Source organism: Devosia yakushimensis, from assembly GCF_030159855.1.
In the GTDB taxonomy this organism is placed as follows: domain Bacteria; phylum Pseudomonadota; class Alphaproteobacteria; order Rhizobiales; family Devosiaceae; genus Devosia; species Devosia yakushimensis.
Window position 1 is genome coordinate 138,022 of the sequence record NZ_BSNG01000002.1, and the last position, 26,528, is coordinate 164,549.

The window sequence follows — 26,528 nt, forward strand, 5'->3', positions numbered from 1 at the left end:
GGCGGCCGGATGGCGGCGCGGCGCTTTCGCGCGTAAAACTGCGGAGTGCCATTGTCCGCCCGGTCTGGCGCCCTATCTTTGGACATCCCATAAAAGCAAGGTTTTGCAGATGCGTAGCGTGGTTTTCGAAAAATATGGCGTGCCCGAACAGGTGCTCAAGGTCGCGCAGCGGGAGAAGCCCGTGCCGGGTCCCGGACAGGTGCTGGTGCGCATGCTGCTCTCGCCCATTCACAATCACGATTTGATGACCGTGGCTGGGCTTTACGGCGTCAAGCCGCCGCTGCCGGCCGTGGGCGGCACCGAGGCGGTCGGCGTGGTCGAAGCGCTGGGCGAAGGGGTGAGCCATCTCAAACCGGGTCAGCGCGTGGCCGGCGGCGCGAACCAGACCTGGGCGGATTATTACCTGGCCGAGGCGGCACGGGTGGTGCCGGTGCCCGATGGGGTGAGTGACGAAACGGCGTGCCAGCTGGTCTCCATGCCGCTCAGCGCCAAGATGATCATCGCCGATCTGGGCATCAAACCGGGGCAATGGATGGTGCAGAATGCTGGCAATGGCGCGGTGGGGAAGCTGGTGGCGCGGTTTGCCGCCGAACAGGGCATTCATGTCGTGAGTCTGGTGCGGCGTGACGAGACGGTGGATGAGCTCAAGGCGCTGGGGATCGGGAACGTGGTTTCGACCGGCAGCGAAGGCTGGCAGGAGCGGGTCGCGGGGCTGACCGGTGGCGCCGCCATTGTGCGGGGACTGGATTCGCTGGGCGGCGATGGCCCCGAACATTTGTTTGAGGTCATGGCCGATGGGAGCGAACTGGTCAATTTCGGCGCCATGACGGGCCGGCCGCTGCGGATCACGCCGGGCTCGCTCCTGTTCCGGCAGATGAAGGTGCGCGGTTTCTGGGGCATGAAACCCAATCTGCCCGCCGCCGATATCGGGCGGATGCTGGGCGAATTGGTGAGCCTGGCCGCCCAGGCGGAGCTGGACCTGCCCGTCGATGGCGTGTTCGAGCTCGAACAGATTGCCGAAGCGGTCAAGGCCAGCGATGAGCCGGGACGCAAGGGCAAGGTGGTGTTGCGCGGATAAGGGGCGAGGCACCCGTTCGCGGTCGCCTGATATCCAATCAACCACCACGTCATTCCCGCGAAGGCGGGAATCCACTCTTTGGAAGGCCAAAAGGAAGAATGGATTCCCGCTTTCGCGGGAATGACTCCGGGGGAAATCTATTCAACCGTCAGCGGCTTGTATTCTGCGCTGAGGTTGAACCTGGCGAGCAGTTCCATCAGCCCCGCCATGTCGTCGGTCGGGGCCACCAGGCTCTCCAGCGAGACCGGTGCGTCGATGGGCGTGATTTCGAAGTGGTAGAGACCGTCCGGCCTGGGGAAAGTATTGACGAAGCGGGCCAGGACCGCCTTGGAGGGGGCGTCGATCTGGTCCTCGGGCCGGGCGTCGATCAGGGCGATGACGGCCTTCTGGGCGGCGGCGATGAGGGGGCGAGGGTCCTCCTCATAGGGCAGGCTGCTCAGCAGGATGGGGGCAGCTACGGCAGTGAAGAGGCCGCGATTGTCGAGCGTCAGGGTGAGCTTTTCGACATTGCCGCGGGCGTAATCGGTGGGCTCCTCGATGGCGGCAGGCATGTCGCGCACCTCGCTCAGCTCGGCCTGGAACACGGCGCTGCCAACCGTGGGCATGCGCATGCTGAGATCGTCGAGGTGGAAATCGCCGCTCGTGGCATCCCAGCGATAGGCCAGGTTCAGCTCGAAGGGGACCTGCTGCATCTCCATGATGTAGGTATTGAGGGGGCTATCGATATCGGGCGAGGAGCGGACGCCGGCAATGTTCAGCTTGAGCTGGGCGGGCCGGGTATTGCCGGCTACGGCGCCGAACAGGTCATCGGCTTCGAGCGTGACCTTGCCGATGGCAAAGCGCGAATAGGAGCTGCCGAAATAGACATTGCTGATGGCGCAGCCGGTGGCGGTGTCCTCGATCTCGCTTTGCGCGTCACGGTTCAGGATGCCCAGATTGTCAAAGAGGCTGGTGCAATCGGTGGGGACGGGCTCGCTCGTCTGATCCTGCGCAAAGGCGGGGGTGGCGAGCAAGGCCAGCAGCAGCGGGGCGGCAAAACGCATCGGAAACTCCAGTCAGACGGGATCAGATCAGGCCCAGCATCTTGTTCTGCAACTGGCGCAGGGCAAAGAGGCGGGTCGAGGTATCGGGCTGGCTATTGGCCGTGGTGAGCAGCGCGCCCTTTTTGACCGGCGCGGTGACCTTGCCGCCTTCGAGCAGACCCACCGGCACGGCGCCTGCGGCCCGGCCTTCGGTCACGGTCATGGTGAAGGAGCGGTAGCAGGTTTCCCCGATGGCATCATAGGTTTCCCCCGGCAGCAGATCGCGCTTGGCGACGGCGCAGACTTCGGCGACGGGCCGGGGCAGGGGCACCATGTCAGGCTTGCCGTGAAGCATGATGCGCGCGGCGGTGAGCGGGACTTCAAGGCTCGTCAGGTGATAGGGGCGGAAGAAGGCGTAATAGGGCCCGTGGCCGATATGGAGATCGTCCATGCGCTCGATGATGCGGGGATGCTCGGGCTTGACGATGACGAAGACGCCGGGGGCGACGCCCTTGCCAACGGTGAAATCGACAACGCCCATTTTATTGAGAATGCCGCCATCGGCCTTGGGGATCAGGACCTTGGCCATGTCGTCGCGGTCGGTGGCCGGGCCATGCATGCCCGGCACATCGGGAACGAGGCCGGTGGCATTGGCGATGGCGCACATCTCGACCATGGTTTTGCTGCCATCGACGAATTCGACCAGCATGCGCGGGTTCATGTTCCGCCGCTCGGCTTCCTCGCGATAGTCGTCGGGGACGGCATCATGCTTGAGCGGATTGTTCTTGCCCTTGCCGGCGGCAACGATGGGCAGGCCCAAAGCGGAGACGAATTCGATCAGTTCCATGCAGGAGCTGGGCTCGTCGCCGGCGCCGACCGAATAGACGACGCCGAGCCGGTCGGCCTGGGCCTTGAGATAGGGGCCGATGGTGACGTCGGCTTCCACATTCATCATCACCAGATGCTTGCCATGCTCCATGGCCAGCAAGTCATAATCGGCGGCGACGCCCGGCTTGCCGGTGGCGTCGATCACCACATCGATATTGGGCGTGGTGACCAGGGTTTCGGCCGAAGTGATGGCGATCTTGCCCGCTTCGATGGCGGCGGTGGCCGCGGCGGGACTATCGGCGGTCTTGCCCTTGGAGTCTTGGCCATAGGCGATGGTCATGGCGTGGAGCGCGGTATGAGGGCGGCGGGTGGCGATAGCAGCCATCTCGATGCCCTGCATCAGGCTCATCTGGGTCACGAGATCGGTGCCCATTTCGCCCGAGCCGATGACGCCGACACGGATCGGCTTGCCGGTTTCAGCGCGGGCGGCGAGGTCGCGGGCCAAGCCGGTAAGGGCGATATTGGTGGTCATGGCAGTTCCAGAACAGGTTTACCCGATGGGTTATCCCCGTCTTTGCCTGTCCCGCAAGGGCATCAATGCCGCATTGCGCCAGAAACGCCCGTAACACGGCGATCCGCTTAGCACTTCTTAAACCGTTGCAAGGGAGACTGCGCATCGGAGAACTACTCCGGGGGCAGTCAATCATCATGGTCAGCAAGGCCGAGAAAACCGTCGCTTTGCCAGCGGTCGTGGATCTGGATTCGCTCGATGCGATCCGGGACGGCCTGCTCGATGTCATCGAGGATGGCCCGGTTGCCGTCGCAGCGGACGGCGTGCAGCGGGTCTCCACCAATGCATTATTCATGCTGCTCAGCGCCGCCGGGACCGCCCAGCGCAATAATTATGATTTTGCCATTTTGCAGCCGAGCGCGGCCATGACCGCAGCGATCGAGCGCCTGGGTCTTGCGACCCAGTTCGAGGGGATGATGAGACAATGACCACTTTGCGGGTTCTGACGGTCGACGATTCGCGCACGATTCTCGCCATGCTGCACCATACGCTCTCCAATGCGGGCTTCGAGGTTTTGCAGGCCGAGGACGGCAAGCAGGGGCTCGACATGCTCAAGAGCGGGGAGTTCGACGTGGTGATCACCGATATCAACATGCCGGTGATGGATGGCATCGAATTTATCCGCCATGTGCGGGCCACCGGCCAGCACCAGAGCCTGCCCATTCTGATCCTCACCACCGAAACCAGCCAGGACAAGCGCGATCAGGGCAAGGCCGCTGGCGGCACGGGCTGGATCGTCAAGCCGTTCGACCCCGAAAAGCTGATCAGCGTCATCCATCGCGTCGTCCACTAAAGTTTTTTAGCCGAGAACCCAGAAGGGTTGAATAAGCGCAGATGAGCGATCTCGACGACTTCAAGGCCACCTATTTCGACGAATGTTCCGAGCTTCTGACCGAGCTTGAGGAGCAATTCGCCGCCATCGAAGCGGGCGAGCGCGATGCCGGCCGGCTCAATGCCGTGTTCCGCGCCATCCATTCGATCAAGGGCGGGGCCGGGGCCTTTGGCTTTTCGGCCCTGGTGGGCTTTGCCCATGCCTATGAAACCCTGCTCGACTATGTGCGCGATGGCCGCATCGAGATGAGCGACGACGTGGTGACGCTGTGCATCCGCGCCAATGATATCGTGGCCGACCACGTCAAGGCTGCCCAGACCGGAGAAGCCCTGCCGGCCGATTACGGCATGGACGAAAAGGCCCGTTTCGACGCATTGGCGCGCGGGGAGAGCGTCGCCGAGGATGAGGAGGGCGGCGAGCCGCTCGAGGAATTCGATATCGAATTCGTGCCGGTCATGGTCCATATCGAGGCGGCCGAGGACGAGACGCATGAAAGCGATGCCTTCGAGGCGGCGCCGATGGCGTTCGAGCCCGGGCATTGGGAAATTCATTTCCGGCCGCATCAGGCGCTTTATGCGCGGGCCAATGATCCGCTGTTGCTGTTCCGCGAACTGGCCGCTTTGGGCGAAATGAGCGTACGCGCGGTGATCGGGGAGATCCCGGCGCTGGCCGATTTCGAGCCTTTCGCGGTTTATTGCTCGTGGGAGATCACGCTGATCTCACCATCGCTGACCGAGGCGATGATCCGCGAGGTCTTCGAATTCGTCGATGGCGATTGCGATATTGCGGTGGCGCAATTGGGCGGTGGCCTTGCGCCGCTGGATGTGGCTCCGGCCCAGTCCCTGCCGCTCGAACCAGGTCTCTCCGATCTCCTGGCGCTGGCCGATGATGAGGTCGAGGCGCTGCTCGATTTTGCGCTCGAATCCGCGCCTGTCGCCGAGCCTGCCGAATCCGTCGAGGAGGCGCCAGAACCAAGCTTTGCCGCCTTGGCCGAAACGATCAAGCCGAGCGCTCCGATTGCGGTAGCGCGGGTGCCGGTCGAGGCGCTGAAGCCGGCTACCCCTGTCCCCGAAAGCGAGGACGGCGAGCGGCGCAACGTGGGTGTGCAGTCGATCCGCGTCGATCTCGATAAGGTCGATCGCGTGGTCAATATGGTGGGCGAACTGGTCATCACCCAATCCATGCTGACCCAGCAGATGGATGAGACCTTGCGCGCCCGCTATACCGAATTGGTGCGCGGGCTCGAGGTTCTGGCGCAGACGACGCGGGGATTGCAGGATTCGGTGATGGCGATCCGCGCCCAGCCGGTCAAATCGGTGTTTTCGCGCATGCCGCGCCTGGTGCGCGAGCTGGCGCAGAAGACGGGCAAGAAGATCAAGCTTGAGACCATTGGCGAGAACACCGAAATCGACAAGACGGTGATCGAGCAGCTCAGCGACCCGCTGACCCATATGATCCGCAATTCGGCCGACCATGGCATCGAGGCGCCCGACCTGCGGACCGCGCGCGGCAAGGCCGATACGGGCACGATCCGGCTCAGCGCCGAACAGGCGGGTGGCAATATCCTGATCATTGTCGAGGACGACGGCGGCGGCATCAATCGCGAGCGCGTGCTGCAGGTGGCGCGCGACAAGGGGATCGTGGCAGCCGATGTCAATCCGAGCGACGAGCAGATTGACCAGTTGATCTTTGCGCCGGGCTTTTCGACGGCCAGCGAAGTCAGCGACATTTCCGGCCGCGGCGTGGGCATGGATGTGGTGCTGTCCAACATCAAGAAGATCGGCGGCTCGGTGCATGTTCGCAGCTGGACCGGCAAGGGCACGCGCATGACGCTGCGCCTGCCGCTGACGCTGGCCGTGCTCGATGTCATGCTGGTCAAGGTCGGAGGCAGCCCCTATGTGGTGCCGCTCTCCTCGATCGTCGAAACCATCCAATGTTCGCGCGCCGCCTTCGAGCGGGTGCCGAGCGGGGGCAAGGTGCTGCAGGTGCGGGGCGAATATGTGCAGGTCATCGACCTGGCCGAACGCTTCGACATGCTGACTGAGACCGAGGCGGATAATCGCTTCGTCGTGCTGTGCGAGGCCGAGGGCAGCCACAAGGTGGCGCTGATCGTCGATGACATTATCGGCCAGCAGCAGGTGGTCATCAAATCGCTGGAAGAGAATTTCGAACGGGTCGATGGCATTGCCGGCGGCACGATCCTGGGCGACGGCAACGTCGCGCTGATCGTGGACGTGCAGGGCCTCAAAACGACCATCATGCACAAGACTGCAGCCTGAGAAACCAGGCTGTCGAGTAACGCGTAGCCGGCCAGAAGGGCGGCAGAAAGGCAAAGAAGAATGGAAGCGCTCGGGCTCCGGGACGATCTCGTCGACAAGACCGTTGCCGGTCACAATACCCTGCAATTGATCGCCTTTTCGATCGGCGAGCAGACCTATGGCGTGGAAATTACCACGGTGCGCGAAATCCGCGCCTGGAATGGGGCGACCCCGCTGCCCAATACGCGCGAATTCGTGCGCGGCGTGATCAATCTGCGCGGCACCATCGTGCCGATCTTCGACCTGCGCGCCCGCTTCGGCGATGGCCAGACCTCGCCCACCAAGAACCACGTGGTGGTGGTGATGAGCGTGGGTGACAAATGGGTCGGCATCCTGGTCGATGCGGTCAGCGATATTCTGACCGTGTCGCGCGACGACATCCATAATGTGCCCGAGGGCAATTCCATCGATACCGAGCTGCTCAATGGCATCGTGACCCATGAAAGCCGCATGGTCGGGCTGATCGACCTGCATGCCGTGGTCAGCGGCGCAAAGATTGATGGCTAGCTGGTCCTAGGCGGCCATCGTAAAGCCGGTTATGCAAAAAGGGCGCCTTGTGGCGCCCTTATTTTTGGAAAGTGCGATGAGCCAGTTCTGGAGCCCCATTGTCCAATCCCTGCGCCCCTATATGGCGGGGGAACAGCCTGCCATCAGCGGGTTGATCAAGCTCAACACCAATGAAAATCCCTATGGGCCTTCGCCCAAGGCTTTGGCGGCAATTGCGGCGGCGACCGATGACACATTGCGGCTTTATCCCGATCCTTCGGCATTGCGTTTGCGCCAGGCGATTGCGGCACGGCATGGGCTGGATGTGGGGGACGTGTTTGCCGGAAATGGCTCGGACGAGGTTTTGGCGCATGTCTTCCAGGGGCTGCTCAACCATGATGCGCCGCTGCTGTTTCCCGATGTGACCTATAGTTTTTACCCGACCTATTGCCGGCTCTATGGCATCGATTTTCGGGCGGTTCCGGTCGATGAAAATCTGCAGGTGCGCATTGCGGATTATGGGCAGGACTGCGGGGCGATCATCCTGCCCAATCCCAATGGACCGACGGGTATTGCGCGGCCGCTTTCCGAGATCGAGGCACTGATTGGCGGCCATCCCGACAGGCCCGTGGTGATCGATGAGGCCTATGTGGATTTTGGCGGCGAGAGCGCTGTTCCGCTGATCAAAAAATATCCGAACCTGCTGGTCGTGCAGACCTTCTCCAAGTCGCGAGGGCTGGCCGGGTTGCGGGTTGGTTTTGCCATGGGGCAGCGGCCGTTGATCGAGGCGCTGGAGCGGGTCAAGGACAGTTTCAATTCCTATCCGCTGAACCGGCTGGCTTTGGCGGGAGCCGTCGCGTCCTGGGAGGATGAGGATTGGTTCGAGCGGCACCGGGCCTTGCTGATGGCGAGCCGGGAGAGGCTGGCGCTTGAGCTCAAGGGGCTGGGTTTTGTGGTGCTTGAGTCAGCGGCCAATTTTGTGTTTGCGCGGCATCCTGGTCGGGATGGCGCGGCACTGGCGCTGGCCTTGCGGAGCAGGGCGATCCTGGTCCGGCATTTTCCGGCCGAGCGGACGCGAGACTTCCTGCGCATCAGCATTGGCACGGATGCCGAATGCGACCGGCTAGTGGAGGCGTTGCGGGAAATCCTCGGCTAGAAGATCGACTTCAGCAAGGGCAGCTTTTTCGGGGCGGGAAAGCCGGTGGCAAGTTCGTACCAGAATGCATCGCGCAAAATCGCCGGGAAGATGTGGCCTGGTGGCAGGCTGGTTTGGGGGAACCAGGTGGCCTCGGTGATGGCTTCTTCGAGGGCGGGGTTGGCGTGGGTATTGATTTCGCCGGAGACATAGTCGGCAAGATACCAGAATTTGACCATGCGGCCGCTGTCGTCGATCAGCTCGTCAATATAGGCGAGGCGATGGGCTGTGATGCGGATGCCGGTTTCTTCGAAGGTTTCGCGTTCGGCTGCCGCTGACAATTCCTCGTCGCCCTCGACGCCGCCGCCGGGCGGGGCCCAGAAATCGTATTTGCCGGGGACGACGTGGTGGGCCAGCAGCAGGCACTGGTCCCGGATTACCAAGGCGCCGACTGAAATGCGATGGTGCAAGATCGATCCCTTCAGACGGTTTCGAGCGGTTTGGTCGTGGCTTTCTTGCCGGCTGGGGCAGCGTCTTGCCACCAATTGCCCAGCGCGTCGATCAGGGGCACGAGCTTGAGGCCGGTTTCGGTCAGGTCATATTCGACACGCAGGGGATAGCCGTCAAACACTGTGCGACTGACAATGCCGGCTTTTTCCAGCTTGCGTAATTCGAGTGTCAGCATGCGATGGGAAATGCTGGGATTGTCGCGCTGCAAATCGCTGAAACGCTTGGTGCCGTCCTTGAGATAATAGAGCAGCAGTGTGGGCCAGCGGCCGCTGAGCAGGCGCATGACATCCTCGATGGGGCAGGCGGAAACGAGGTCTTTCATCGGGCGGGGCTCCGCTGGTGGTTACAAAAACATGCGTAATTTACTTAAGGACGAGGATACCTAAGTTCCAGTTTCGCTGCGCAGCGTGACCTCAAATCACGGAGACGAAATTGGAACCGATCCTTGTTTACGGCTTCCCGCTGGGAAGCTCGATGGGCCTTGTCGCGGCGTTGGAGTGGCTGGGCCAGCCTTATCGGCTTTGCCGCGTCGACATGCTGGGCGAAATGCGCGAGCCATCCTATGCCCGGATTAACGCGAGACATGAAACCCCCGCTCTCATCACCGAAGAAGGCCGCGCCTTGACCGAGACCATGGCGATTGCTGCCTGGCTCGAGGCCCGCGACAGCGAAGGGCGCATCAGTTTTGAGCCGCGTTCGGCTGAGGCTGATCGCATGCATCAGCTGATGGGTTTTGTGAATACCGGTTTTACCGGCGCATTCGTCCCGCTCTGGGCCGCTCTCGAAATGGCGCAGCCCGATCCGGCGCTGCAGGAGACGCTGCGCCGCTTTGGCGCGGAGCTTGTCATCGATCGTCATGACAAGCTCGAGGCGATGATCGGGGAGACCCCGTTTCTCGTCGGAGAGCGGCCGAGCCTGGCCGATGGCGTTTTGATCGGGGTGGCGCGTTGGCTGGAATTTCACGGCGTTGCCGATCTGGAGCGCTGGCCAAAGCTCGCGGAGCTTCGCCGACGGATCGAGGCCGACCCAGCGGTGATTTTTGCCACGGCCATCGAAAATGGCGAGCAGCCGGTCGGGTCCGGAGCCTTCAAAGGCCATGTGCCTCTGGCCGAAGTGATCGAGCGGTTCGGCGCCTAGAAACAGCAGGAGCGCCTTCGGGCGCTCTTCGCAATGCGCCAATGCGCCGGAGCGGCTTGCGCGATGGCGCTGTCGGTGCTTAACGGTCGGCCTGGTTTCAGGTCGCGCGTTGGGGCGGGCCGCAGCATGCAGGTTTCTTTCCATGATCCGTCTCGAAAGCATTGGTAAGCAGAATGGCAAGCAGATCGTCTTCATTGACGCCTCCGCCAGTTTGCAGCGGGGCGAAAAGGTTGGGCTGGTTGGGCCCAATGGCGCGGGCAAGACGACGCTGTTCCGCATGATCACCGGCGAGGAACAGCCCGATGAGGGGCAGGTTTCGGCCGATCGGGGCGTTACGATCGGCTATTTCAGCCAGGATGTCGGCGAGATGAGTGGCCGCCCTGTGGTGGCCGAGGTGATGGATGGGGCGGGGCCAGTCAGTGCGCTGATATCAGAGATGCGGGCGCTCGAAGCCGATATGGGCGATCCCGACAAGGCCGACGAGATGGATGCCATTATCGAGCGCTATGGCGAGGTGCAGCACCAGTTCGAGGAGCTGGACGGCTATTCGCTGGACGGGCGGGCGCGCGAAGTGCTCGATGGCCTGGGCTTTTCCCAGGAGATGATGGACGGTGATGTGGGTGCCCTGTCCGGCGGCTGGAAGATGCGCGTGGCCTTGGCCCGCATCCTGCTGATGCGGCCCGACGCCCTTCTGCTGGACGAGCCGAGCAACCATCTTGATCTCGAAAGCCTGATCTGGCTCGAAAAATTCCTGCAGAATTATACCGGCGCCTTGTTCATGACCAGCCATGACCGCGAATTCATGAACCGCATCTGCACCAAGATCATCGAGATCGACGCGGGCGCGCTGACCTCCTATTCGGGCAATTACGAATTCTACCAGCAGCAGCGGGCGATTGCCGAAAAGAACCAGCAGGCGCAGTTCGAACGCCAGCAGGCCATGCTGGCCAAGGAACTCGACTTCATCGCCCGCTTCAAGGCGCGGGCCAGCCATGCCGCGCAGGTGCAGAGCCGGGTCAAAAAACTCGACAAGATCGACCGCGTCGAGCCGCCCAAGCGCCGCCAGGTGGTGGATTTCGAATTCCGCCCTGCGCCGCGTTCGGGCGAGGACGTGGCCCTGCTCAAGGGCGTGTCCAAGAGTTACGGCAGCCGCGCCATCTATGATGGGCTCGATTTCCATGTCCGGCGGCGCGAGCGCTGGTGCATTATGGGCGTCAACGGCGCGGGCAAGTCGACGCTGCTTAAGCTCGTGACCGGCACGGCCGAGCCCGACCAGGGCAGTGTGTCGCGCGGGCCATCGGTCAAGATGGCCTATTTCGCCCAGCATGCCATGGATGTGCTCGATGGCGAGTTGACGGTATTCCAGCAGCTGGAAAGCTCATTCCCGCAGGCGGGCCAGGCGCCGTTGCGGGCGCTGGCCGGATGCTTTGGCTTTTCGGGCGACGAGATCGAGAAGAAGTGCCGGGTGCTGTCGGGCGGCGAGAAGGCGCGGCTGGTGATGGCGATGATGCTGTTCGATCCGCCCAATTTCCTGGTGCTGGACGAGCCGACCAACCATCTCGACATCGCCACCAAGGAAATGCTGATCACGGCGCTCAGCGCCTATGAGGGCACGATGCTGTTCGTGAGCCACGACCGGCATTTCCTCGCGGCCCTCTCCAATCGGGTGCTGGAGCTGACGCCGGATGGTGTGCATGTCTATGGCGGCGGCTATACCGAATATGTGCAGAGCACCGGGCAGGAAGCGCCGGGCCTGCGCAGCTAGCGCGGGGCCACTCGATCGGGTCAGAACAGTTCGGCGTCGCCATGGCTCTGGTGGGCGGCGATGCCGGAGAGGGCCGGCACGCGCAATTCGTCGAGCGTCAGGCTTTCCCAGATTTCGTCATAGACGCTGTCGGGGGCGGTGGGGGGCAGCAGCGCGAATTGGCGGACGGCGAGCGCCATATTGTGGCAGCGCTGTTCGATGCGGTCCTGGCCCTGCAGGGCCGTGACGATCATCTGCATGGCCTGGCCAATGGTGGGATCGGACTTGAGGTCATTGGCGGCCAGCAGGTCGAGCGCTTCGGCAATGCCCTCCAGCATGGATGCGGACTGGCGCGCTGTCTCGTCCAGCTCACGCGCAAGTTTTTGAAGTGACATCGTCAAATAATCCCGGCCCCGTTGCATTCACCCTAGCCCAATCTTTCTAAAGCTCTTCTTGCTGAATCGGAGGGGTCGGAACAGGACGGTCACGTGGTTAGCGATTGGCTAACGAGTTTTCGGGCAGAATGGCTGGCAGAGGCGTCTTCCGGATTTCCACCATTAGCCATGTCTACGACCAATTCACTGCCGCCTGAATTCGACCGCGGCGTGGTCACCACCGTACACCAGGGCGATTGCCATGTGTCGGCCGCCATCGACCTCACCTATTCCACCGTTCTTGGATCCTGCATCTCGGCATGCGTGCGCGATCGGGCCGCCAATGTGGGCGGCATGAACCACTTTCTGCTTGCCGAGCAATCGGGTTCGGCCCGCGACCGCTACGGAGCTTCGGCCCGCTATGGCGCCTTTGCCATGGAACAGCTGATCAACAAGGTGCTGAGCCTGGGCAGCGGCAAGAAGGGCAATCTCGAAATCAAGGTCTTTGGCGGCGGCAAGATCAATTCGGCGCTCGACGATGTCGGCGCCAAGAATATCGATTTCGTCCGCCAGTTCCTCAGCGATGAAGGCTATGTGCTGGCCGGGCAAGACCTGGGCGGTACCTATGCCAGGCGCGTGCTGTTCAAGCCGCATTCGGGCCGGGCTTTCGTCAAGCGGCTCGATAGCGATGCCGGCGCCAATGTCGCCCGCGAGGAAATCGCCATTGCCAAGCGGCGTGTGATCCGGCCGCCGGCAGACGATATCGAGTTGTTCTGAGCGCTTTACACAAGCTCAACTTGATTTAGCGAAGTCTTACCTCGATTTATCCGCATAGAGACTTGATTAACCATTCTGGCAGTATGGTTAACATATGTTGAAGCCCTGCCGCCCGATTTGTGGATCAGCCAAGCCATGCACACATTGCGCCTGGCGCTGATCGCTGGCGGGCTGTGGCTAGTGGCCTTTGCCGCCGCGCTGGGCCTATTGGCATGGCTGGGGTTTGGCCTCGCCTGGATGATTGGCAGTGCGATCCTTGCGGCATTGGCCTTTGCCGGCACGGTGCTGGCGGTGGCCATGGCGGCACAGCGCGAACAGGCCATGCTGGGGGCCATCGCCCTGGCGGCGGGCCTCACCCGGCAGGCTTCCGAGCCGCTGGCCATGACCGACATCGTCGAAAAGATGAACCGGCGGCTGGAGGCAGCCCATCACTTCAAATCCGCCATTGCGGCGCTGCATCAATGCGCCCTGGTTACCGATGATGCTGGGGAAATCCTCGCTGTCAGCGCCGGGCTCAGCGCCTTCGCGCCGGGCGCGATGGCGGGCGGCACGCTCGATGGCCTGTTCGGCCGCGGTTATCTCGACGCCGGTGGCGGGGCACCGGAAGAAAGCATGGTGGTGCTGGGCACCAAACGGTTCGAGGTCATCCGCCGGCCACTCGCGGCCAAGCGCTTCCTGCTCGAGCTGATCCCGGCCGGCTGCTATCTCGAGGATGATGACCTCGATGCCTATGCCGGCGCCATGGCCGCCGGGCAGACCAGCTTCCGTTTCGAGGCCGATATGGCGGCGGGCAACCGGGCGCTGGCGGCGCTCAATCGCGGCATGGAAGCGGTGGATCAGGGCCTGCGGCAGCTCGATGCCGTCATGGCGGGCGATACCGGACCCATGGGCGTGGGGGCGCTGGGCCGGCAGGCGCGCGAATTGGCCGATTTCATCGCGGCAGTCGAGGCCCAATTGGCCGATGCCCTTGCGGCGCGCGAAATGCTCGAGGGCAAGCTGGGCGCGGTGGCGCGGCTGATCAGTGCCTTCGAGACCCGTGCCGCCGAACTGGCCGGCTTTGCCGCGGGCTCGGCTGGCGATACCGATATGGCGGGCGATGCGTTGCAGCGGGGCGGCGAACTGGTGCGGCGGGTTCGCGCCAGGGGCCGCGATGCCCAGGCCCTGGCGGGCGAGGCCGAACTGGCCGCCGCGCGCACCCATGCGGCAGTGGGCGATATCGACCAGGTGACCCGCGAGATCGACAAGCTCGTCGCGGCCATCGAGGACGTTTCCTTCCGCACCAATATGCTCGCGCTCAACGCGGCGGTCGAGGCGGCGCGGGCGGGCGAGAAGGGGGCAGGCTTTGCCGTGGTGGCCGATGAAGTGCGCATGCTGGCGCAATTGACCAACCGTTCGGCCAAGGACATTCGCGATGTGGTCAGCCGCGGGCGCGGCCAGGCCGAGACCGGCCTTGCCCATGCCCAGTCGCTGCAAAAAATCATTGCCGCGCTGGGCGGTCATTTACGCAATCTAAGCAATGAAACCGATACGATCACCACAACTCTGGATGACGGGGAAGCCGCGCTCAAGCAGCTCACCGGACGGATGGAGGCGTTCGACGCGGCGCGGGAGCAGCAAGCCCTGCCCAGCCAGCGGCTGATCGCATAAGAGGCCAACCAGAACGGGTGGCCGGCAGGTGGGGAATGGCTTCATGGATCAAGGGGAAATCTCCCTCAGCGAACGGGAGTTTTCGCGGATCAAGAGCCGCGTCTATCGCGTGGCGGGGATCGCGCTGAGCGATGCCAAGCGGACGCTGGTTATCTCCCGCCTGTCAAAGATCGTGCGCGGATTGGGCCTGCCCAGTTTCGACGCCTATGTCGATCACCTGGAACGCGGCGGCACGGCGCAGGATGGCCAGGATTTCGTCAATGCGCTCACCACCAACCTCACGCGCTTTTATCGCGAAGACCACCACTTCGATCACCTGCGCAACCATGTCGGCGCGCTGATCGCCCAGAAACCGCGCGGCATGCGGTTGCGCATCTGGTCGGCGGGCTGCTCGACGGGGCAGGAGCCCTATACGATCGGCATGGACCTCTTGGCCGCCTTCCCCGAACTCAGGCGCTGGGATTTCAGGATCCTGGCCACCGATATCGATACGGCTGTTATCGGCAAGGCGGCGCGGGGCATCTATCCCGAAAGCGAATTGAGCGGGCTGACGCCGGAGCGGCAGCGCCTGTTCGAGCGCGGCGCGGATGGGACGCTGCGTATCCCCGCGCAGGCGCGCGAGCTGATCGCCTTCAAGCCGCTCAACCTGATCGGGCCCTGGCCGATGAAGGGGCCGTTCGACGCCATTTTCTGCAGGAATGTGGCGATCTATTTCGACAAGCCCACCCAGGGCGAGATGTTCGGGCGCATGGGCAAGATGCTGGCGCCCGAAGCATTCCTCTATATCGGGCATTCGGAAAATCTGGGCACGGGCGGCGGCGATTTCCGCCTGGTGGGCAAGACCATCTACCAATCGCGGCACGCCATGGGCAAACGGGAGGCGGCATGAGCATCAAGGTCCTGGTCGTCGACGATTCCGCGCTGATCCGCGAAGTGCTGACACGCATGCTGTCGCGGGACGGCGATATCGTGGTGGTGGGTACCGCCACCGATCCGATCGACGCGCGCGAGAAGATCAAGGCGCTCAATCCCGATGTGGTGACGCTCGATATCGAAATGCCCAATATGAACGGGCTCGATTTCCTCGACCGGCTGATGCGGTTGCGGCCGACCCCGGTGGTGATGGTATCGACGCTGACCAAGAAGGGCGCCAGCGAAACGCTGCTGGCGCTCGAATTGGGGGCGGTGGATTTCGTCGCCAAGCCAAGCGCCGAATTCGAGGGTGGGATCGAGGCTTTCGGCGCTGGCTTACGCGACAAGATCCGCGCCGCCGCGCGCTCGGATGTGCGCGGGCGGGCGAGCCGGGTCGAAGCACCCAAGGTCGCGATCAAGACGGCGGCGGCCCCGGCCGGCGCGATCATCGCCATCGGAGCCTCCACCGGCGGGGTCGAGGCGATCAGGGCGGTGCTGACCGAGCTGCCCGCCGATTGCCCGCCCATCGTCATCGCCCAGCATATGCCGGCGGGCTTTACCGCCCGCTTTGCCGCGCGGCTCGATGAACTCTGCGCCATCAAGGTGGTCGAGGCCGAGGATCGCATGCCTTTGCTGACCGGCCAGGCCTATATCGCCAAGGGTGGCCGGCATTTGCGGGTGGAGCGGTCCTCGGGCCAGCTCAAATGCCGGCTCAGCGATGATGAGCTCGAAAGCGGGCATCGGCCCAGTGTCGATGTGCTGTTCGAATCGGTGGCGCGCGCCGTCGGCCCGCTCGCCGTCGGCGCCATCCTCACCGGCATGGGCCGGGATGGGGCAAGGGGGCTCAAGCTGATGCGCGATGCCGGTGCCTATACTCTGGGGCAGAACCAGGCCTCGGCCCTGGTCTATGGCATGCCGCGGGTTGCCTTCGAAGAGGGCGCCGTGGTGGAACAGGCCCCGATCGAGGCCATTGCGAGCCGCCTGGCCCATGCACTGGTTAAGCTCAAGGCAGCGGCATAGGGACAAAGCGCAGCAGGCGGTTGAGGGATTTGTAACGCTTCGTCCCTAAGTGTTTTTCATTGACTTCGGGAGTGGCCCCGAAAACCAGAAGGTGACCAAAACCATGCCGAAAGCCAGCGCTGTCAGTGTTCTCGTCGTTGATGACCAGCAGTCCATGCGCGGTATCTGCAAATACATCCTGACCCAGCTCGGCTTTAAGGACATTATCGAGGCCAAAAGTGGCCGCGATGCCCTGGGCAAGCTTGAAAAGGGCAATGTCGACCTGATCATTTCCGATTGGAACATGGAAGATATCGACGGGCTGACCCTGCTCAAGGTGATCCGCAAGCATCCGCGCACCCAGGCCATGCCCTTCATCATGGCCACTGGCCGCTCGGACAAGGAGCAGGTCAAGGAAGCCATTTCCTTCGGCGTCAACAATTACATCATCAAGCCGTTCGATGCTTCGACCATGAAGAAGCGCATCGAGGCCGTGATCGGCGCGCTGAGCTGACAATGCCTGGACCCAGCTAGGATCAACACGGGGCGCCTTATTGGCGCCCTTTGTTTTTGGGCGCTCGCAAACTACCATACTAGTGCAACCCTACGTTAATGTCCCAAGTCTAGGATCGCGGCAACTTGGGAGGGGGAGCGTCCAGAAGGGCGCTTGTGCATCGTGACCTTATTTTCCGGACTGAAGAATATCAGGCTGACGACGGCGATCGCCGCCCTGGTGCTGACCAGCATTGCCGTAACCGTCATCGCCTATACCGCCACGGTCTATATCGACCTGCGCGGACAGGCGACGCGACAGAGCATCGCCAAGCAGGAATCGGACCTGCAGGTGGCGGCGACGGTTTATGAGAAGCGCCTGCCGGGCTCGGTCGTGACCTGGGCCGAGACGGGCGGCATTGCTACCTTCCAGACCTATTCCATTCCCTTCTTCTACGATACGGCGGCGGTTGATGCGCTGACCCGGGTGACCGGCGACGCATCGGCCATTTTCGCCTTCGATGCCGCGAGCGGCGTCTTCACCGCCAAGACCAGCAGTTTCGTGTTGCCCGATGGCACACGCGCCAAGGATTTCGCGCTCGATGCAGCGTCGCCCGAAGCGGTGGCGCTGGCGGCGAGCCTGCCCTATGCAGGCGTGACCACCATGCAGGGGCAGCGGCTCAATGCTGAATTCCAGCCCATTACCAATCTGAGCGGCGAATTGCTCGGAGCCTTCTTTGTGGGCGGCGATGCCGGGGCCGCCGAAGTCATCGCCCGCGCCTCCGCGCTCAATATGGTGATCATCGGGGCCGTGCTGCTGGCGGTGCTGGGCAGCGTTGCCCTGCTGCTGTCGCGCTGGCTGACCAAGCCCATTCCCCGCCTCGCCGGGGCCATGGGCGAGATTGCCGAGGGCAAGTTCGATACCGATGTGCCCTTCACGGATCGCGGCAACGAGATTGGGGCGATGGCCAAGGCCGTTGAAGTGTTCCGGGAAAACGGGCTCAGAGTGAGTCAGATGACGGAAGCGGAAGCGGCGCGGATCATTGCCGATCAGGAGAACCGCCAGCAGATGATGGCGGAACTGCAATCGGCCTTCGGCGTAGTGGTGGATGCGGCAGTGGCCGGGGACTTTACCCGCAAGGTCACGGCAGAATTCCCCGATCCTGAACTCAATAGCCTGGCCACCGGCGTCAACAACCTGGTCTCGACCTTCAATCGCGGTGTCTCGGAACTGGGCGAGGTGCTGGGCGCTATGGCCGATACCGATCTCACCCGCCGCATGGAGGGGGATTACGAGGGGGCTTTTGCGACCATCAAATCCGACATCAATGCGGTGGCCGGCAAGCTGACCGAAGTGGTTGGGCAATTGCGACAGACCTCTGGTGCGCTCAAGACGGCGACAGGGGAAATTCTCTCCGGCGCGAACGATCTCTCGGAGCGCACGACCAAGCAGGCGGCCACTATCGAAGAGACTTCGGCGGCCATGGAGCAGCTGGCGTCCACGGTCTTGCAAAACGCACAACGGGCCAAGGATGCGAGCGCCAATGCGGCCGAAGTTACCCGCACCGCCGAAGAAGGCGGCAAGGTGATGGATGCGGCCAACCTAGCCATGGAGCGGATCACCGATTCCTCGGCCAAGATTTCCAATATTATCGGGCTGATCGACGACATCGCCTTCCAGACCAATCTTTTGGCCTTGAACGCTTCGGTGGAAGCAGCGCGGGCTGGCGATGCCGGCAAGGGCTTTGCCGTGGTCGCCGTCGAAGTGCGCCGCTTGGCGCAATCGGCGGCCTCGGCATCTTCAGACGTGAAAACGCTGATCGAGCAGAGTGCCGGTGAGGTCCGCAGCGGCAGCAAGCTCGTCAATGATGCATCGAGCAAGCTCAAGGCCATGCTCGACGCAGTGCGGGGCAATAATGACCTGCTGGATTCCATCGCCAGGGATAGCCGGGAACAGGCCTCGGCGATCGAGGAGGTCAATACGGCCGTCCGCACCATGGACGAGATGACCCAGCACAATGCGGCTTTGGTGGAAGAAACCAATGCCGCCATCGAACAGACCGAGGGCCAAGCGATCGAACTGGACCGGATCGTCGATGTGTTCCGCATCGAGGGCAATGACGAAGCCGCCTGGCAGCGGGACGAGGATGTGCGGGGGCTGCAGAACCGGCTCAAGAGCGCGACAGGCACTCTCGCCACGCGCGGCAACACTGCGCTCGCCCGTGATTGGGAGGCCTTCTAGAATCGATCGACGCAGAACCGCGGCCCAGCTCCCTTCCCTCGGGGGAGGGAGCTTTCCACATGCCGATCACTTCACACCCCGCCGGTAAGAGGTCGCTAATCGATCTCACGTAAATATACGCATCGAGCGCGCCAGAAGGCGCGTGATTTGGGGGGTAGTCGGCATGAATAGCCGCATCGGCCGGTTCTTCGGCAATGTAAAAATGACCACGGCCATTGCGGCACTGGTTCTGGTTTCGATCATCGGATCGGTTGGCGCTGTCACCGCGGCCATTTATTTCAATACCAATGCGACCCTGGCGCGCCAGAGCGAGGAAAACCAGCAGACCCATATGGGTGCCGCTGCGACCATCCTTGAGCGGCGGCTGGCCGGTTCGGTGCTGACCTGGGCCGATGATGGCGGAATCGGCAATTTCCAGAGCTGGGCCGTGCCGCCGTTCTACGATACCGAAATCATCGATTCGGTGGTGCGCGTCATCAAGCAGGATGCCAGCATCTATGTGCTCGATAATGCCAGCCAGAATCTGATCAGCAAGACGACGAGCCTGACCCTGGCCGATGGCACGCGCGCGGTTGATATGGTGCTGGGCCCCGATAGCCCTGCCTATGCCACGGTCATGGCGGGCGAGCGCTTCTTCGGCACGGTGCCGGTCAATGGCGTCGACTATTACGCGACCATCCAGCCGATCAAGAAGATGAGCGCGGCCGACAAACTCAATGGCCCGGTCATGGGCGCGATTTTCGTCGGCACGCCGCTGGCTCAGGTTACCGCCGAGGTCAATTCGGCGCTGCAGCTCATCGCCATGGTGGGCGGTGCGGCGATTATCGGCTTCGGTCTCTTGGGCCTCCTGGCCTCGCGCCTGCTGACCCGGCCGCTGCCGGTTCTGGTCGGCGCCGCCGCCCGGATCGCCGATGGCGAATATGATACCGACGTGCCTTTCACCACCCGCGGCAATGAAATTGGCGCCATGGCCAAGGCGGTCGACGTGTTCCGCGCCAATGGTCTGCGCATCAGCCAGATGACGGAAGCGGAAGCGGCGCGGATCATCGCCGATCAGGAGAACCGCCAGCAGATGATGGCGGAGCTGCAATCGGCCTTCGGCGTGGTGGTGGATGCGGCAGTGGCCGGGGACTTTACCCGCAAGGTCACGGCAGAATTCCCCGATCCTGAACTCAATAGCCTGGCCACCGGCGTCAACAACCTGGTCTCGACCTTCAATCGCGGTGTCTCGGAACTGGGCGAGGTGCTGGGCGCTATGGCCGATACCGATCTCACCCGCCGCATGGAGGGGGATTACGAGGGGGCTTTTGCGACCATCAAATCCGACATCAATGCGGTGGCCGGCAAGCTGACCGAAGTGGTTGGGCAGCTGCGGCAAACCTCTGGTGCGCTCAAGACGGCGACAGGGGAAATTCTCTCCGGCGCGAACGATCTCTCCGAACGCACGACCAAGCAGGCGGCCACTATCGAAGAAACTTCGGCGGCCATGGAGCAGTTGGCGTCCACGGTCTTGCAGAATGCGCAACGGGCCAGGGATGCGAGCGCCAATGCGGCTGAAGTTACCCGCACCGCCGAAGAGGGTGGCAAGGTGATGGATGCGGCCAACCTGGCCATGGAACGGATCACCGATTCCTCGGCCAAGATCTCCAACATTATCGGGCTGATCGACGATATCGCCTTCCAGACCAATTTGCTGGCCTTGAACGCTTCGGTGGAAGCGGCGCGGGCTGGCGATGCCGGCAAGGGCTTTGCCGTGGTTGCCGTCGAAGTGCGGCGGCTGGCGCAATCGGCGGCCTCGGCATCTTCAGACGTGAAAACGCTGATCGAGCAGAGTGCCGGTGAAGTCCGCAGCGGCAGCAAGCTGGTCAATGATGCATCGAGCAAGCTCAAGGCCATGCTCGACGCGGTGCGGGGCAACAACGATCTGCTGGATTCCATCGCCAGGGATAGCCGGGAACAGGCTTCGGCGATCGAGGAGGTCAATACGGCGGTCCGCACCATGGACGAGATGACCCAGCACAATGCGGCTTTGGTGGAAGAAACCAATGCCGCCATCGAACAGACCGAGGGCCAAGCGATCGAACTGGACCGGATCGTCGATGTGTTCCGCATCGAGGGCAATGACGAAGCCGCCTGGCAGCGGGACGAGGATGTGCGGGGGCTGCAGAACCGGCTCAAGAGCGCGGCAAGCACTCTCGCCACGCGTGGCAACACTGCGCTCGCTCGTGACTGGGAGGCCTTCTGACAGAGGCTGATTTCTGGGCTCCGGTCCGTGGAGGACGGACCGGGCCCGGTAAGCGGGCGCTAATCGATATCGGGTATGTGTACTGAACTGGCGCCAGAAGGCGCGGGATGGGGGTCGTTCATGGTCAAAGGCATTGGCCGGTTCTTCGGCAATATCAAGCTCACAACGGGCATAGCGGCCCTGGTCATCTCAGCGGTGATCGTCTCGGTGGCGGCGGTGAGCCTGGCCATCTTCCTCTCGCTCAGCGCTTCGGTGCGAAGCGATGCGATGGCGGGGCAGGTCAAGGCGCTCAAAACGGCAGCCACCATTCTCAAGGGCGGCATGTCGGACACCAATGTCACCTGGACGCCGGAGGGTGGGCTCGAAGCCATCAGCACCTGGATGATGCCCGGCCAGTTCGGCAAGCATGAATTGGTGGATTCCATCGCCCGGGTCACCGGGGAGGCCGCCACCATTTTCAGCTGGGACGAGGCGAGCCAGGATTTCGTGCGCCAGTCGACGACCATTATCGGCGCCGATGGCGAGCGCATCATCGGCACCCCGCTCGACAGGGCCGGCGCCGCCTATGCCGCCATGCTGGCTTCGACGCCCTATTTCGGCGAGGCGGTCGTGGTCGATAAGCCCTATTACACGGCCTATCAGCCCATTCTCAACCGCAGCGGCAAGCCGATCGGCGTGCTGTTCGTGGGCACCGACAAGGCGCAGGTTGAGGCCGTCATCTATGATGTGCTGAAACTCCTGCTGGGCGTTGGCGCCGCGATCCTGGTGGTGCTGGGCGCGGCCGGCTATGTGATGTCGCGCCTGATGATGGCGCCGGTGCCCAGGCTGGCGCAGACCATGGAATTGATCGCCGGCGGCGATTACGCGACCGCGGTGCCCTATACCGGGCGCGGCAATGAAGTGGGTGCCATGGCCAAGGCCGTGGAAGTGTTCCGCGAGAACGGGCTCAAGGTCAGCGAAATGACCGAGGAAGAGCGGGCCGCCTCGGTGCGCCGCCGGGTTGAGCGCACCGATATGATGGTGGCTTTGCAGGCTGCCTTTGGCGAAGTGGTCGATGCCGCCATTGCCGGGGATTTTTCCAAGCGCGTCCATGCCCAGTTTCCCGATGCCGAACTCAATGCCCTGGCCGGCAGCGTCAATGCGCTGGTCGAAACGGTGGATCGCGGCATTGCCGAAACCGGCGATGTGCTGGGGGCCCTGGCCGATACCGATCTCACCCGCCGCATGCATGGCGATTATCAGGGCGCCTTTGCCAAGCTCAAGGGCGATACCAATGCGGTGACCGACAAGCTCACCGAAATCGTCGGCGGCGCCAAGGCGATTTCGGGTGCGCTCAAGACGGCGACGGGGGAAATTCTCTCCGGCGCCAACGATCTGTCCGAACGCACTACGCGGCAGGCGGCGACCATTGAGGAAACCTCGGCGGCCATGGAGCAATTGGCGGCAACGGTGGCCGAGAATGCCCGGTTGGCCGAAGACGCCAATGGCAAGGCGCAATCGGTGTCCAAAAGCGCGGCGCAGTCCGGTGTCACCATGGGCGAGGCCAATGCCGCCATGGAACGCATCACCACCAGCTCGTCCAAGATCTCCAACATTATCGGCATGATCGACGACATCGCCTTCCAGACCAATCTTCTGGCTCTCAACGCTTCGGTGGAAGCGGCGCGGGCCGGGGATGCGGGCAAGGGCTTTGCCGTGGTGGCGGTGGAAGTGCGGCGCCTGGCGCAGTCGGCAGCTTCGGCATCATCCGATGTCAAGGCGCTGATCGAGCAGAGCGCGGCCGAGGTCAAGGGCGGCAGCAAGCTCGTCTCCAATGCCGCCGAGCAATTGGCGGGCATGCTGGATGCGGTGGAGCAGAATACCGCCATCATGCAATCCATCGCCAAGGCCAGTCGCGAGCAGGCAGCGGCCATTGGCGAGGTCAGTACCTCGGTGCGGGCGCTCGACGAGATGACCCAGCACAATGCCGCGCTGGTCGAGGAGATCAATGCCGCCATCGAACAGAGCGAAGCCCAGGCGGCCCAGCTCGACGCGGTGGTGGATGTGTTCACGCTCGAAGACAATGGCCCAGCCATTGGCCGGGTCCCGGCGCAGCAGGCCAGTGCCCCGCCGCGCCGTCCGGTCGAGAAGGTGCAGGCGGCAGCGCGCTCCTATCTGAGCCAGGGCAATGCTGCTATCGCCACCGATTGGAGCGAGTTCTAGCGGGTTGCGGCGGGCTCTTTGCCGGGCCCGCCGAAGCGCTTCCTTAACCAGTGTGGCGATAGTCTGGCGGCGCGTCATGGCCGCGGAGAGGAGCTGCGGGCATGCCTTGGTCCAAGGCATATTTGCCACAACTCCGCGGGGCGTTTCGATGAACCGACTGAAACTGGCGTTCAAGCTGCCGGCCATGGTGGTGGCCATTGCGCTTGTCACCGGCGCAAGCCTGGCCCTGGCGGCCTATTTTGCCAGCAATCGCATTGTCACGAACCAGGCCGAACAGCGGCTGACGGCCGTGGCGAGCAATGCCAAAACTTCGCTCGAAGCCTATCTCGGCGAAGTGGCCGAAGATTTGACGCTCTTTGCCGGGCGCTCGGAAATCGCCGCTTCGATCGACGCTTTCTCGGGCGCCATGCGCTCGCTCAAGGGGCAGGGCGATCCAACGGCGCTGCTGCAGGGCGCCTATATCGCCGGCAATCCCAATGCCGCCGATGCGCGGGCCCTGCTCGACACCTCCGACAAGCTGCCGGTCTATGACCTGCACCACCGGACCCTCCATGCCGATTTCCGCGACCTGCTGGACAAGCGCGGCTATTACGACATCCTGCTGTTCGATACCGATTTCAACGCGGTCTATTCGGTCGCCAAGGAAGAGGACTTCGCCACCAATTTCAAGGAAGGCGGCGGGCCATGGGCCGATACCGACCTTGGCCGTGTGGTGCGCGCCGCCATGGCGGGGGAAGCGGGACAGGTCTTTCTCTCCGATTTCGCGCCTTATGCGCCGAGCGGGAACATTCCGGCCAGCTTCATTGCCGCGCCGGTGATCGATCAGGGCTTCCTGATCGGCGTCATCGCCTTCCAGATGCCCAGTGCGCGCATTGCCGCCGTGCTCGACCGCACCCAGGGTCTGGGGCAGAGCGGGGAGCTTTATCTGGTCGGCCAGGACAGCCTGGCGCGTAACGATTCCGCCGTCACGCCCGATAATGACGTGCTCAGCCAAGCGATTGGCGGCGGCGTGGTAACGGCCGCTCTGGCGGGCAATGCCGGGCTTGGTCCAATCGTGCGGGCGGATGGCTCGGCCTATGTCGCGGCGGTGCAGCCGCTGAGTTTTGGCGGTGTCGACTGGGCCGTGGCCGCGCTGGAAAGCGAGGCCGATATCTCGGCGCCCTCCGATGGGTTGCGCAATACCATGCTGATCATCGGGCTGGGGCTTTTGGCGCTGGCGAGCGTCGTGAGCCTCCTGATTGCCCGCACCATTACCCGGCCGGTCTCGCGGCTGACAGCTGCCATGGCGGAGATGGCGGCGGACAATCTCGATATTGCCGTGCCGGGCCTCGATCGCGGTGATGAGCTGGGCGCCATGGCGCAGGCCGTCGACGTGTTCCGCGCCAATGGCCTCAAAGTGCGCGAATTGCGCGCGCTGGAGGATGGTTCAAACCAGGAGCGGGCGGCCCAAGCCGCCATGATGGCGGAGCTGCAGCGCAATATCGCCGCGGCCGTCGCAGCGGCGCTTGACGGCGATTTCTCCCAGCGCGTCGGCGCCGGGTTTGCCGATGCCAAGCTCAATGACCTGGCCGGCAGCGTCAATGACATGCTGGCCAGCGTCGAACATGGTATCGGGGAGACGGGCGTGGTGCTGGCCGCACTGGCGCGGGCCGATCTCACCCTCCGGATGGAGGGCAACTACAAGGGCGCCTTTGCGCGCCTCCAGGCCGATACCAATGGAGTGGCCGACAAGCTCACCGAGATCGTGACGCAGCTGCGCGGCACCTCGCGCTCGCTCAAGACGGCGACGGGCGAAATTCTCTCCGGCGCCAATGACCTCTCCGAGCGCACGACGCGGCAGGCGGCGACCATCGAGGAAACCTCGGCGGCCATGGAGCAGCTCAGCCAGACCGTGGTGGCCAATGCCAAGGATGCCGAAACGGCCAGCAGCAAGGCCAAAGGCGTGGCAATTGCCGCTGAACAGAGCGGAGCGGTAATGCGCGACGCGACGGCGGCCATGGAGCGGATCACCACCAGCTCGGCCAGGATTTCCAATATTATCGGGCTGATCGACGACATCGCCTTCCAGACCAATCTTCTGGCCTTGAACGCTTCGGTGGAAGCAGCCCGGGCGGGGGATGCCGGCAAGGGTTTTGCCGTGGTGGCCGTCGAAGTGCGGCGGCTGGCGCAATCGGCCGCCTCGGCATCTTCCGACGTCAAGGCGCTGGTCGAGCAATCGGCGGGCGAGGTCAAGGGCGGAGCGCGGCTCGTGGCCGATGCCGCCGACCGGCTGGTGGCCATGCATGAAGGCATCCGCGCCAATACCGATGTGCTGGAAGCCATTGCCCGCGCCAGCCGCGAACAGGCCAATGCCATCGACGAGGTCAATACCGCCATCCGCCAGATGGACGAGATGACCCAGCATAATGCCGCCCTGGTGGAAGAGACCAATGCGGCCATCGAGCAGACCGAAGTGCAGGCCAGCGATCTAGACCGGATCGTCGATGTATTTGCCATCGGGCAGCGCGGCGCTCCGGCCGCCGGGGCTCGTACGGTCCCGGCCGAGGATGCGCGGGGGCTGCGCGAGCGGGTTGGTGCCTTTGCCGCCAAGTTCCGGGCCAGGGGGAGCGCGGCGATCGACAAGGATTGGTCGGAGTTTTAGGGTCTAGCGCCCCGTTCCATCCAGCAGCAATGAACCATTGGCCTTTGCCCTCCCTCCCCCTTGAGGGGAGGGCCGGGGAGGGGGTGGTTTTGTGGACCACCACACGACCCCCACCCTCGATCCCTCCCCTCAAGGGGGAGGGAGGCGAAGGAACCGACTTTTCTCCGCAAGTCAGCAGTTCGCAACCGCCGGAATCGTGCCCCTCAGATCCCCCACCATACGTCGACTTGCCAAGGGCTCCCGAAAGCCGCCGTTAACCAATTGGGCGCACGATGGTGTGATCAAGTCTTTGGTTTGTTTTACTAAATTTTAGCCATCTCAAGGGTGCGAGTGACG

The 26,528-nt window shown here is 63.2% G+C and carries 22 protein-coding genes; 17 read left to right on the forward strand and 5 right to left on the reverse strand.

The features are described 5' to 3' along the window. Positions 1-109 precede the first annotated feature (109 nt). Complete coding sequence (locus QQL79_RS17870; RefSeq protein ID WP_284393149.1) at positions 110-1,078, forward strand: zinc-binding dehydrogenase; 969 nt, start codon at positions 110-112, stop codon at positions 1,076-1,078. A gap of 137 nt (positions 1,079-1,215) precedes the next feature. On the opposite strand, the gene QQL79_RS17875 is transcribed toward QQL79_RS17870, so the two are convergent. Together QQL79_RS17875 and QQL79_RS17880 are read right to left on the reverse strand one after the other, a co-directional pair. Beyond that, complete coding sequence (locus QQL79_RS17875) at positions 1,216-2,121, reverse strand: hypothetical protein (RefSeq protein WP_284393151.1); 906 nt, start codon at positions 2,119-2,121, stop codon at positions 1,216-1,218. 22 nt (positions 2,122-2,143) lie between these two features. After that, the gene (locus QQL79_RS17880; protein WP_284393152.1) at positions 2,144-3,460 is read right to left on the reverse strand and encodes an NAD(P)H-dependent oxidoreductase; all 1,317 of its coding nucleotides are present in this window, start codon (positions 3,458-3,460) and stop codon (positions 2,144-2,146) included. Between the two features lie 176 nt (positions 3,461-3,636). Here QQL79_RS17880 and QQL79_RS17885 point away from each other — a divergent pair, with 176 nt between their 5' ends. The 5 genes from QQL79_RS17885 (at position 3,637) to hisC (ending at position 8,291) form a co-directional block, all read left to right on the forward strand. Continuing rightward, on the forward strand, positions 3,637-3,927 hold the full coding sequence (locus QQL79_RS17885; RefSeq protein ID WP_284393154.1) for an STAS domain-containing protein: 291 nt from the start codon (positions 3,637-3,639) through the stop codon (positions 3,925-3,927). Further along, positions 3,924-4,292, forward strand: coding sequence for a response regulator (locus QQL79_RS17890; RefSeq protein WP_284393155.1), 369 nt, complete (start codon positions 3,924-3,926; stop codon positions 4,290-4,292). Before QQL79_RS17885 ends, QQL79_RS17890 begins: the two co-directional genes overlap by 4 nt. A gap of 41 nt (positions 4,293-4,333) precedes the next feature. Then, positions 4,334-6,610: a chemotaxis protein CheA gene (locus QQL79_RS17895; protein WP_284393157.1), complete on the forward strand. Its 2,277-nt coding sequence runs from the start codon at positions 4,334-4,336 to the stop codon at positions 6,608-6,610. Between the two features lie 60 nt (positions 6,611-6,670). Next, positions 6,671-7,156, forward strand: coding sequence for a chemotaxis protein CheW (locus QQL79_RS17900; RefSeq protein WP_284393159.1), 486 nt, complete (start codon positions 6,671-6,673; stop codon positions 7,154-7,156). A 76-nt stretch (positions 7,157-7,232) separates the two neighbouring features. Then, positions 7,233-8,291 (forward strand): histidinol-phosphate transaminase, encoded by a 1,059-nt coding sequence (hisC, locus tag QQL79_RS17905; RefSeq protein ID WP_284393161.1) that lies wholly within the window; start codon positions 7,233-7,235, stop codon positions 8,289-8,291. Here the strand turns inward: hisC and QQL79_RS17910 are convergent. Beyond that, positions 8,288-8,740, reverse strand: coding sequence for an NUDIX domain-containing protein (locus tag QQL79_RS17910; RefSeq protein ID WP_284393163.1), 453 nt, complete (start codon positions 8,738-8,740; stop codon positions 8,288-8,290). The two genes, hisC and QQL79_RS17910, sit on opposite strands and share 4 nt — an antisense overlap. An 11-nt stretch (positions 8,741-8,751) precedes the next feature. Continuing rightward, the gene (locus QQL79_RS17915) at positions 8,752-9,102 is read right to left on the reverse strand and encodes a winged helix-turn-helix transcriptional regulator (RefSeq protein WP_284393165.1); all 351 of its coding nucleotides are present in this window, start codon (positions 9,100-9,102) and stop codon (positions 8,752-8,754) included. A gap of 110 nt (positions 9,103-9,212) precedes the next feature. On the opposite strand from QQL79_RS17915, the gene QQL79_RS17920 reads away from it, so the two are divergent. Next, positions 9,213-9,917, forward strand: a complete 705-nt coding sequence (locus QQL79_RS17920; protein WP_284393167.1) for a glutathione S-transferase family protein — start codon at positions 9,213-9,215, stop codon at positions 9,915-9,917. Positions 9,918-10,059: 142 nt separating this feature from the next. Further along, on the forward strand, positions 10,060-11,682 hold the full coding sequence (locus QQL79_RS17925; RefSeq protein ID WP_284393169.1) for an ABC-F family ATP-binding cassette domain-containing protein: 1,623 nt from the start codon (positions 10,060-10,062) through the stop codon (positions 11,680-11,682). 20 nt (positions 11,683-11,702) lie between these two features. On the opposite strand, the gene QQL79_RS17930 is transcribed toward QQL79_RS17925, so the two are convergent. Next, the gene (locus QQL79_RS17930) at positions 11,703-12,056 is read right to left on the reverse strand and encodes a hypothetical protein (RefSeq protein WP_284393170.1); all 354 of its coding nucleotides are present in this window, start codon (positions 12,054-12,056) and stop codon (positions 11,703-11,705) included. Positions 12,057-12,224: 168 nt separating this feature from the next. Between QQL79_RS17930 and QQL79_RS17935 the strand changes: the two genes are divergently transcribed. From QQL79_RS17935 to QQL79_RS17975, 9 genes are all read left to right on the forward strand, one after another. Then, positions 12,225-12,812 (forward strand): chemotaxis protein CheD, encoded by a 588-nt coding sequence (locus QQL79_RS17935; protein ID WP_284393171.1) that lies wholly within the window; start codon positions 12,225-12,227, stop codon positions 12,810-12,812. A 135-nt stretch (positions 12,813-12,947) separates the two neighbouring features. Next, positions 12,948-14,459 (forward strand): methyl-accepting chemotaxis protein, encoded by a 1,512-nt coding sequence (locus QQL79_RS17940; protein ID WP_284393172.1) that lies wholly within the window; start codon positions 12,948-12,950, stop codon positions 14,457-14,459. Between the two features lie 43 nt (positions 14,460-14,502). Then, positions 14,503-15,348: a CheR family methyltransferase gene (locus QQL79_RS17945; RefSeq protein ID WP_284393174.1), complete on the forward strand. Its 846-nt coding sequence runs from the start codon at positions 14,503-14,505 to the stop codon at positions 15,346-15,348. Beyond that, positions 15,345-16,391 (forward strand): protein-glutamate methylesterase/protein-glutamine glutaminase, encoded by a 1,047-nt coding sequence (locus QQL79_RS17950; RefSeq protein ID WP_284393175.1) that lies wholly within the window; start codon positions 15,345-15,347, stop codon positions 16,389-16,391. Before QQL79_RS17945 ends, QQL79_RS17950 begins: the two co-directional genes overlap by 4 nt. A gap of 103 nt (positions 16,392-16,494) precedes the next feature. Continuing rightward, positions 16,495-16,884, forward strand: a complete 390-nt coding sequence (locus tag QQL79_RS17955) for a response regulator (RefSeq protein ID WP_284393177.1) — start codon at positions 16,495-16,497, stop codon at positions 16,882-16,884. A gap of 162 nt (positions 16,885-17,046) precedes the next feature. Further along, positions 17,047-19,104, forward strand: a complete 2,058-nt coding sequence (locus QQL79_RS17960; RefSeq protein WP_284393178.1) for a methyl-accepting chemotaxis protein — start codon at positions 17,047-17,049, stop codon at positions 19,102-19,104. 163 nt (positions 19,105-19,267) lie between these two features. Continuing rightward, complete coding sequence (locus QQL79_RS17965; RefSeq protein WP_284393179.1) at positions 19,268-21,349, forward strand: methyl-accepting chemotaxis protein; 2,082 nt, start codon at positions 19,268-19,270, stop codon at positions 21,347-21,349. A 120-nt stretch (positions 21,350-21,469) separates the two neighbouring features. After that, positions 21,470-23,551, forward strand: a complete 2,082-nt coding sequence (locus tag QQL79_RS17970) for a methyl-accepting chemotaxis protein (RefSeq protein WP_284393180.1) — start codon at positions 21,470-21,472, stop codon at positions 23,549-23,551. Positions 23,552-23,699: 148 nt separating this feature from the next. Beyond that, positions 23,700-26,192, forward strand: coding sequence for a methyl-accepting chemotaxis protein (locus QQL79_RS17975; protein WP_284393181.1), 2,493 nt, complete (start codon positions 23,700-23,702; stop codon positions 26,190-26,192). Positions 26,193-26,528 lie beyond the last annotated feature (336 nt).

Bases quoted from the DNA above. Each gene is read 5' to 3' on its own strand.
- hisC (WP_284393161.1), top strand. From the start codon at position 7,233: ATGAGCCAGTTCTGGAGCCCCATTGTCCAATCCCTGCGCCCCTATATG.
- QQL79_RS17940 (WP_284393172.1), top strand. From the start codon at position 12,948: ATGCACACATTGCGCCTGGCGCTGATCGCTGGCGGGCTGTGGCTAGTG.
- QQL79_RS17970 (WP_284393180.1), top strand. From the start codon at position 21,470: ATGGTCAAAGGCATTGGCCGGTTCTTCGGCAATATCAAGCTCACAACG.
- QQL79_RS17975 (WP_284393181.1), top strand. From the start codon at position 23,700: ATGAACCGACTGAAACTGGCGTTCAAGCTGCCGGCCATGGTGGTGGCC.
- QQL79_RS17950 (WP_284393175.1), top strand. From the start codon at position 15,345: ATGAGCATCAAGGTCCTGGTCGTCGACGATTCCGCGCTGATCCGCGAA.
- QQL79_RS17925 (WP_284393169.1), top strand. From the start codon at position 10,060: ATGATCCGTCTCGAAAGCATTGGTAAGCAGAATGGCAAGCAGATCGTC.
- QQL79_RS17935 (WP_284393171.1), top strand. From the start codon at position 12,225: ATGTCTACGACCAATTCACTGCCGCCTGAATTCGACCGCGGCGTGGTC.
- QQL79_RS17890 (WP_284393155.1), top strand. From the start codon at position 3,924: ATGACCACTTTGCGGGTTCTGACGGTCGACGATTCGCGCACGATTCTC.
- QQL79_RS17945 (WP_284393174.1), top strand. From the start codon at position 14,503: ATGGATCAAGGGGAAATCTCCCTCAGCGAACGGGAGTTTTCGCGGATC.
- QQL79_RS17900 (WP_284393159.1), top strand. From the start codon at position 6,671: ATGGAAGCGCTCGGGCTCCGGGACGATCTCGTCGACAAGACCGTTGCC.
- QQL79_RS17880 (WP_284393152.1), bottom strand. From the start codon at position 3,460: ATGACCACCAATATCGCCCTTACCGGCTTGGCCCGCGACCTCGCCGCC.
- QQL79_RS17895 (WP_284393157.1), top strand. From the start codon at position 4,334: ATGAGCGATCTCGACGACTTCAAGGCCACCTATTTCGACGAATGTTCC.
- QQL79_RS17875 (WP_284393151.1), bottom strand. From the start codon at position 2,121: ATGCGTTTTGCCGCCCCGCTGCTGCTGGCCTTGCTCGCCACCCCCGCC.
- QQL79_RS17930 (WP_284393170.1), bottom strand. From the start codon at position 12,056: ATGTCACTTCAAAAACTTGCGCGTGAGCTGGACGAGACAGCGCGCCAG.
- QQL79_RS17965 (WP_284393179.1), top strand. From the start codon at position 19,268: ATGAATAGCCGCATCGGCCGGTTCTTCGGCAATGTAAAAATGACCACG.
- QQL79_RS17870 (WP_284393149.1), top strand. From the start codon at position 110: ATGCGTAGCGTGGTTTTCGAAAAATATGGCGTGCCCGAACAGGTGCTC.
- QQL79_RS17955 (WP_284393177.1), top strand. From the start codon at position 16,495: ATGCCGAAAGCCAGCGCTGTCAGTGTTCTCGTCGTTGATGACCAGCAG.
- QQL79_RS17915 (WP_284393165.1), bottom strand. From the start codon at position 9,102: ATGAAAGACCTCGTTTCCGCCTGCCCCATCGAGGATGTCATGCGCCTG.
- QQL79_RS17885 (WP_284393154.1), top strand. From the start codon at position 3,637: ATGGTCAGCAAGGCCGAGAAAACCGTCGCTTTGCCAGCGGTCGTGGAT.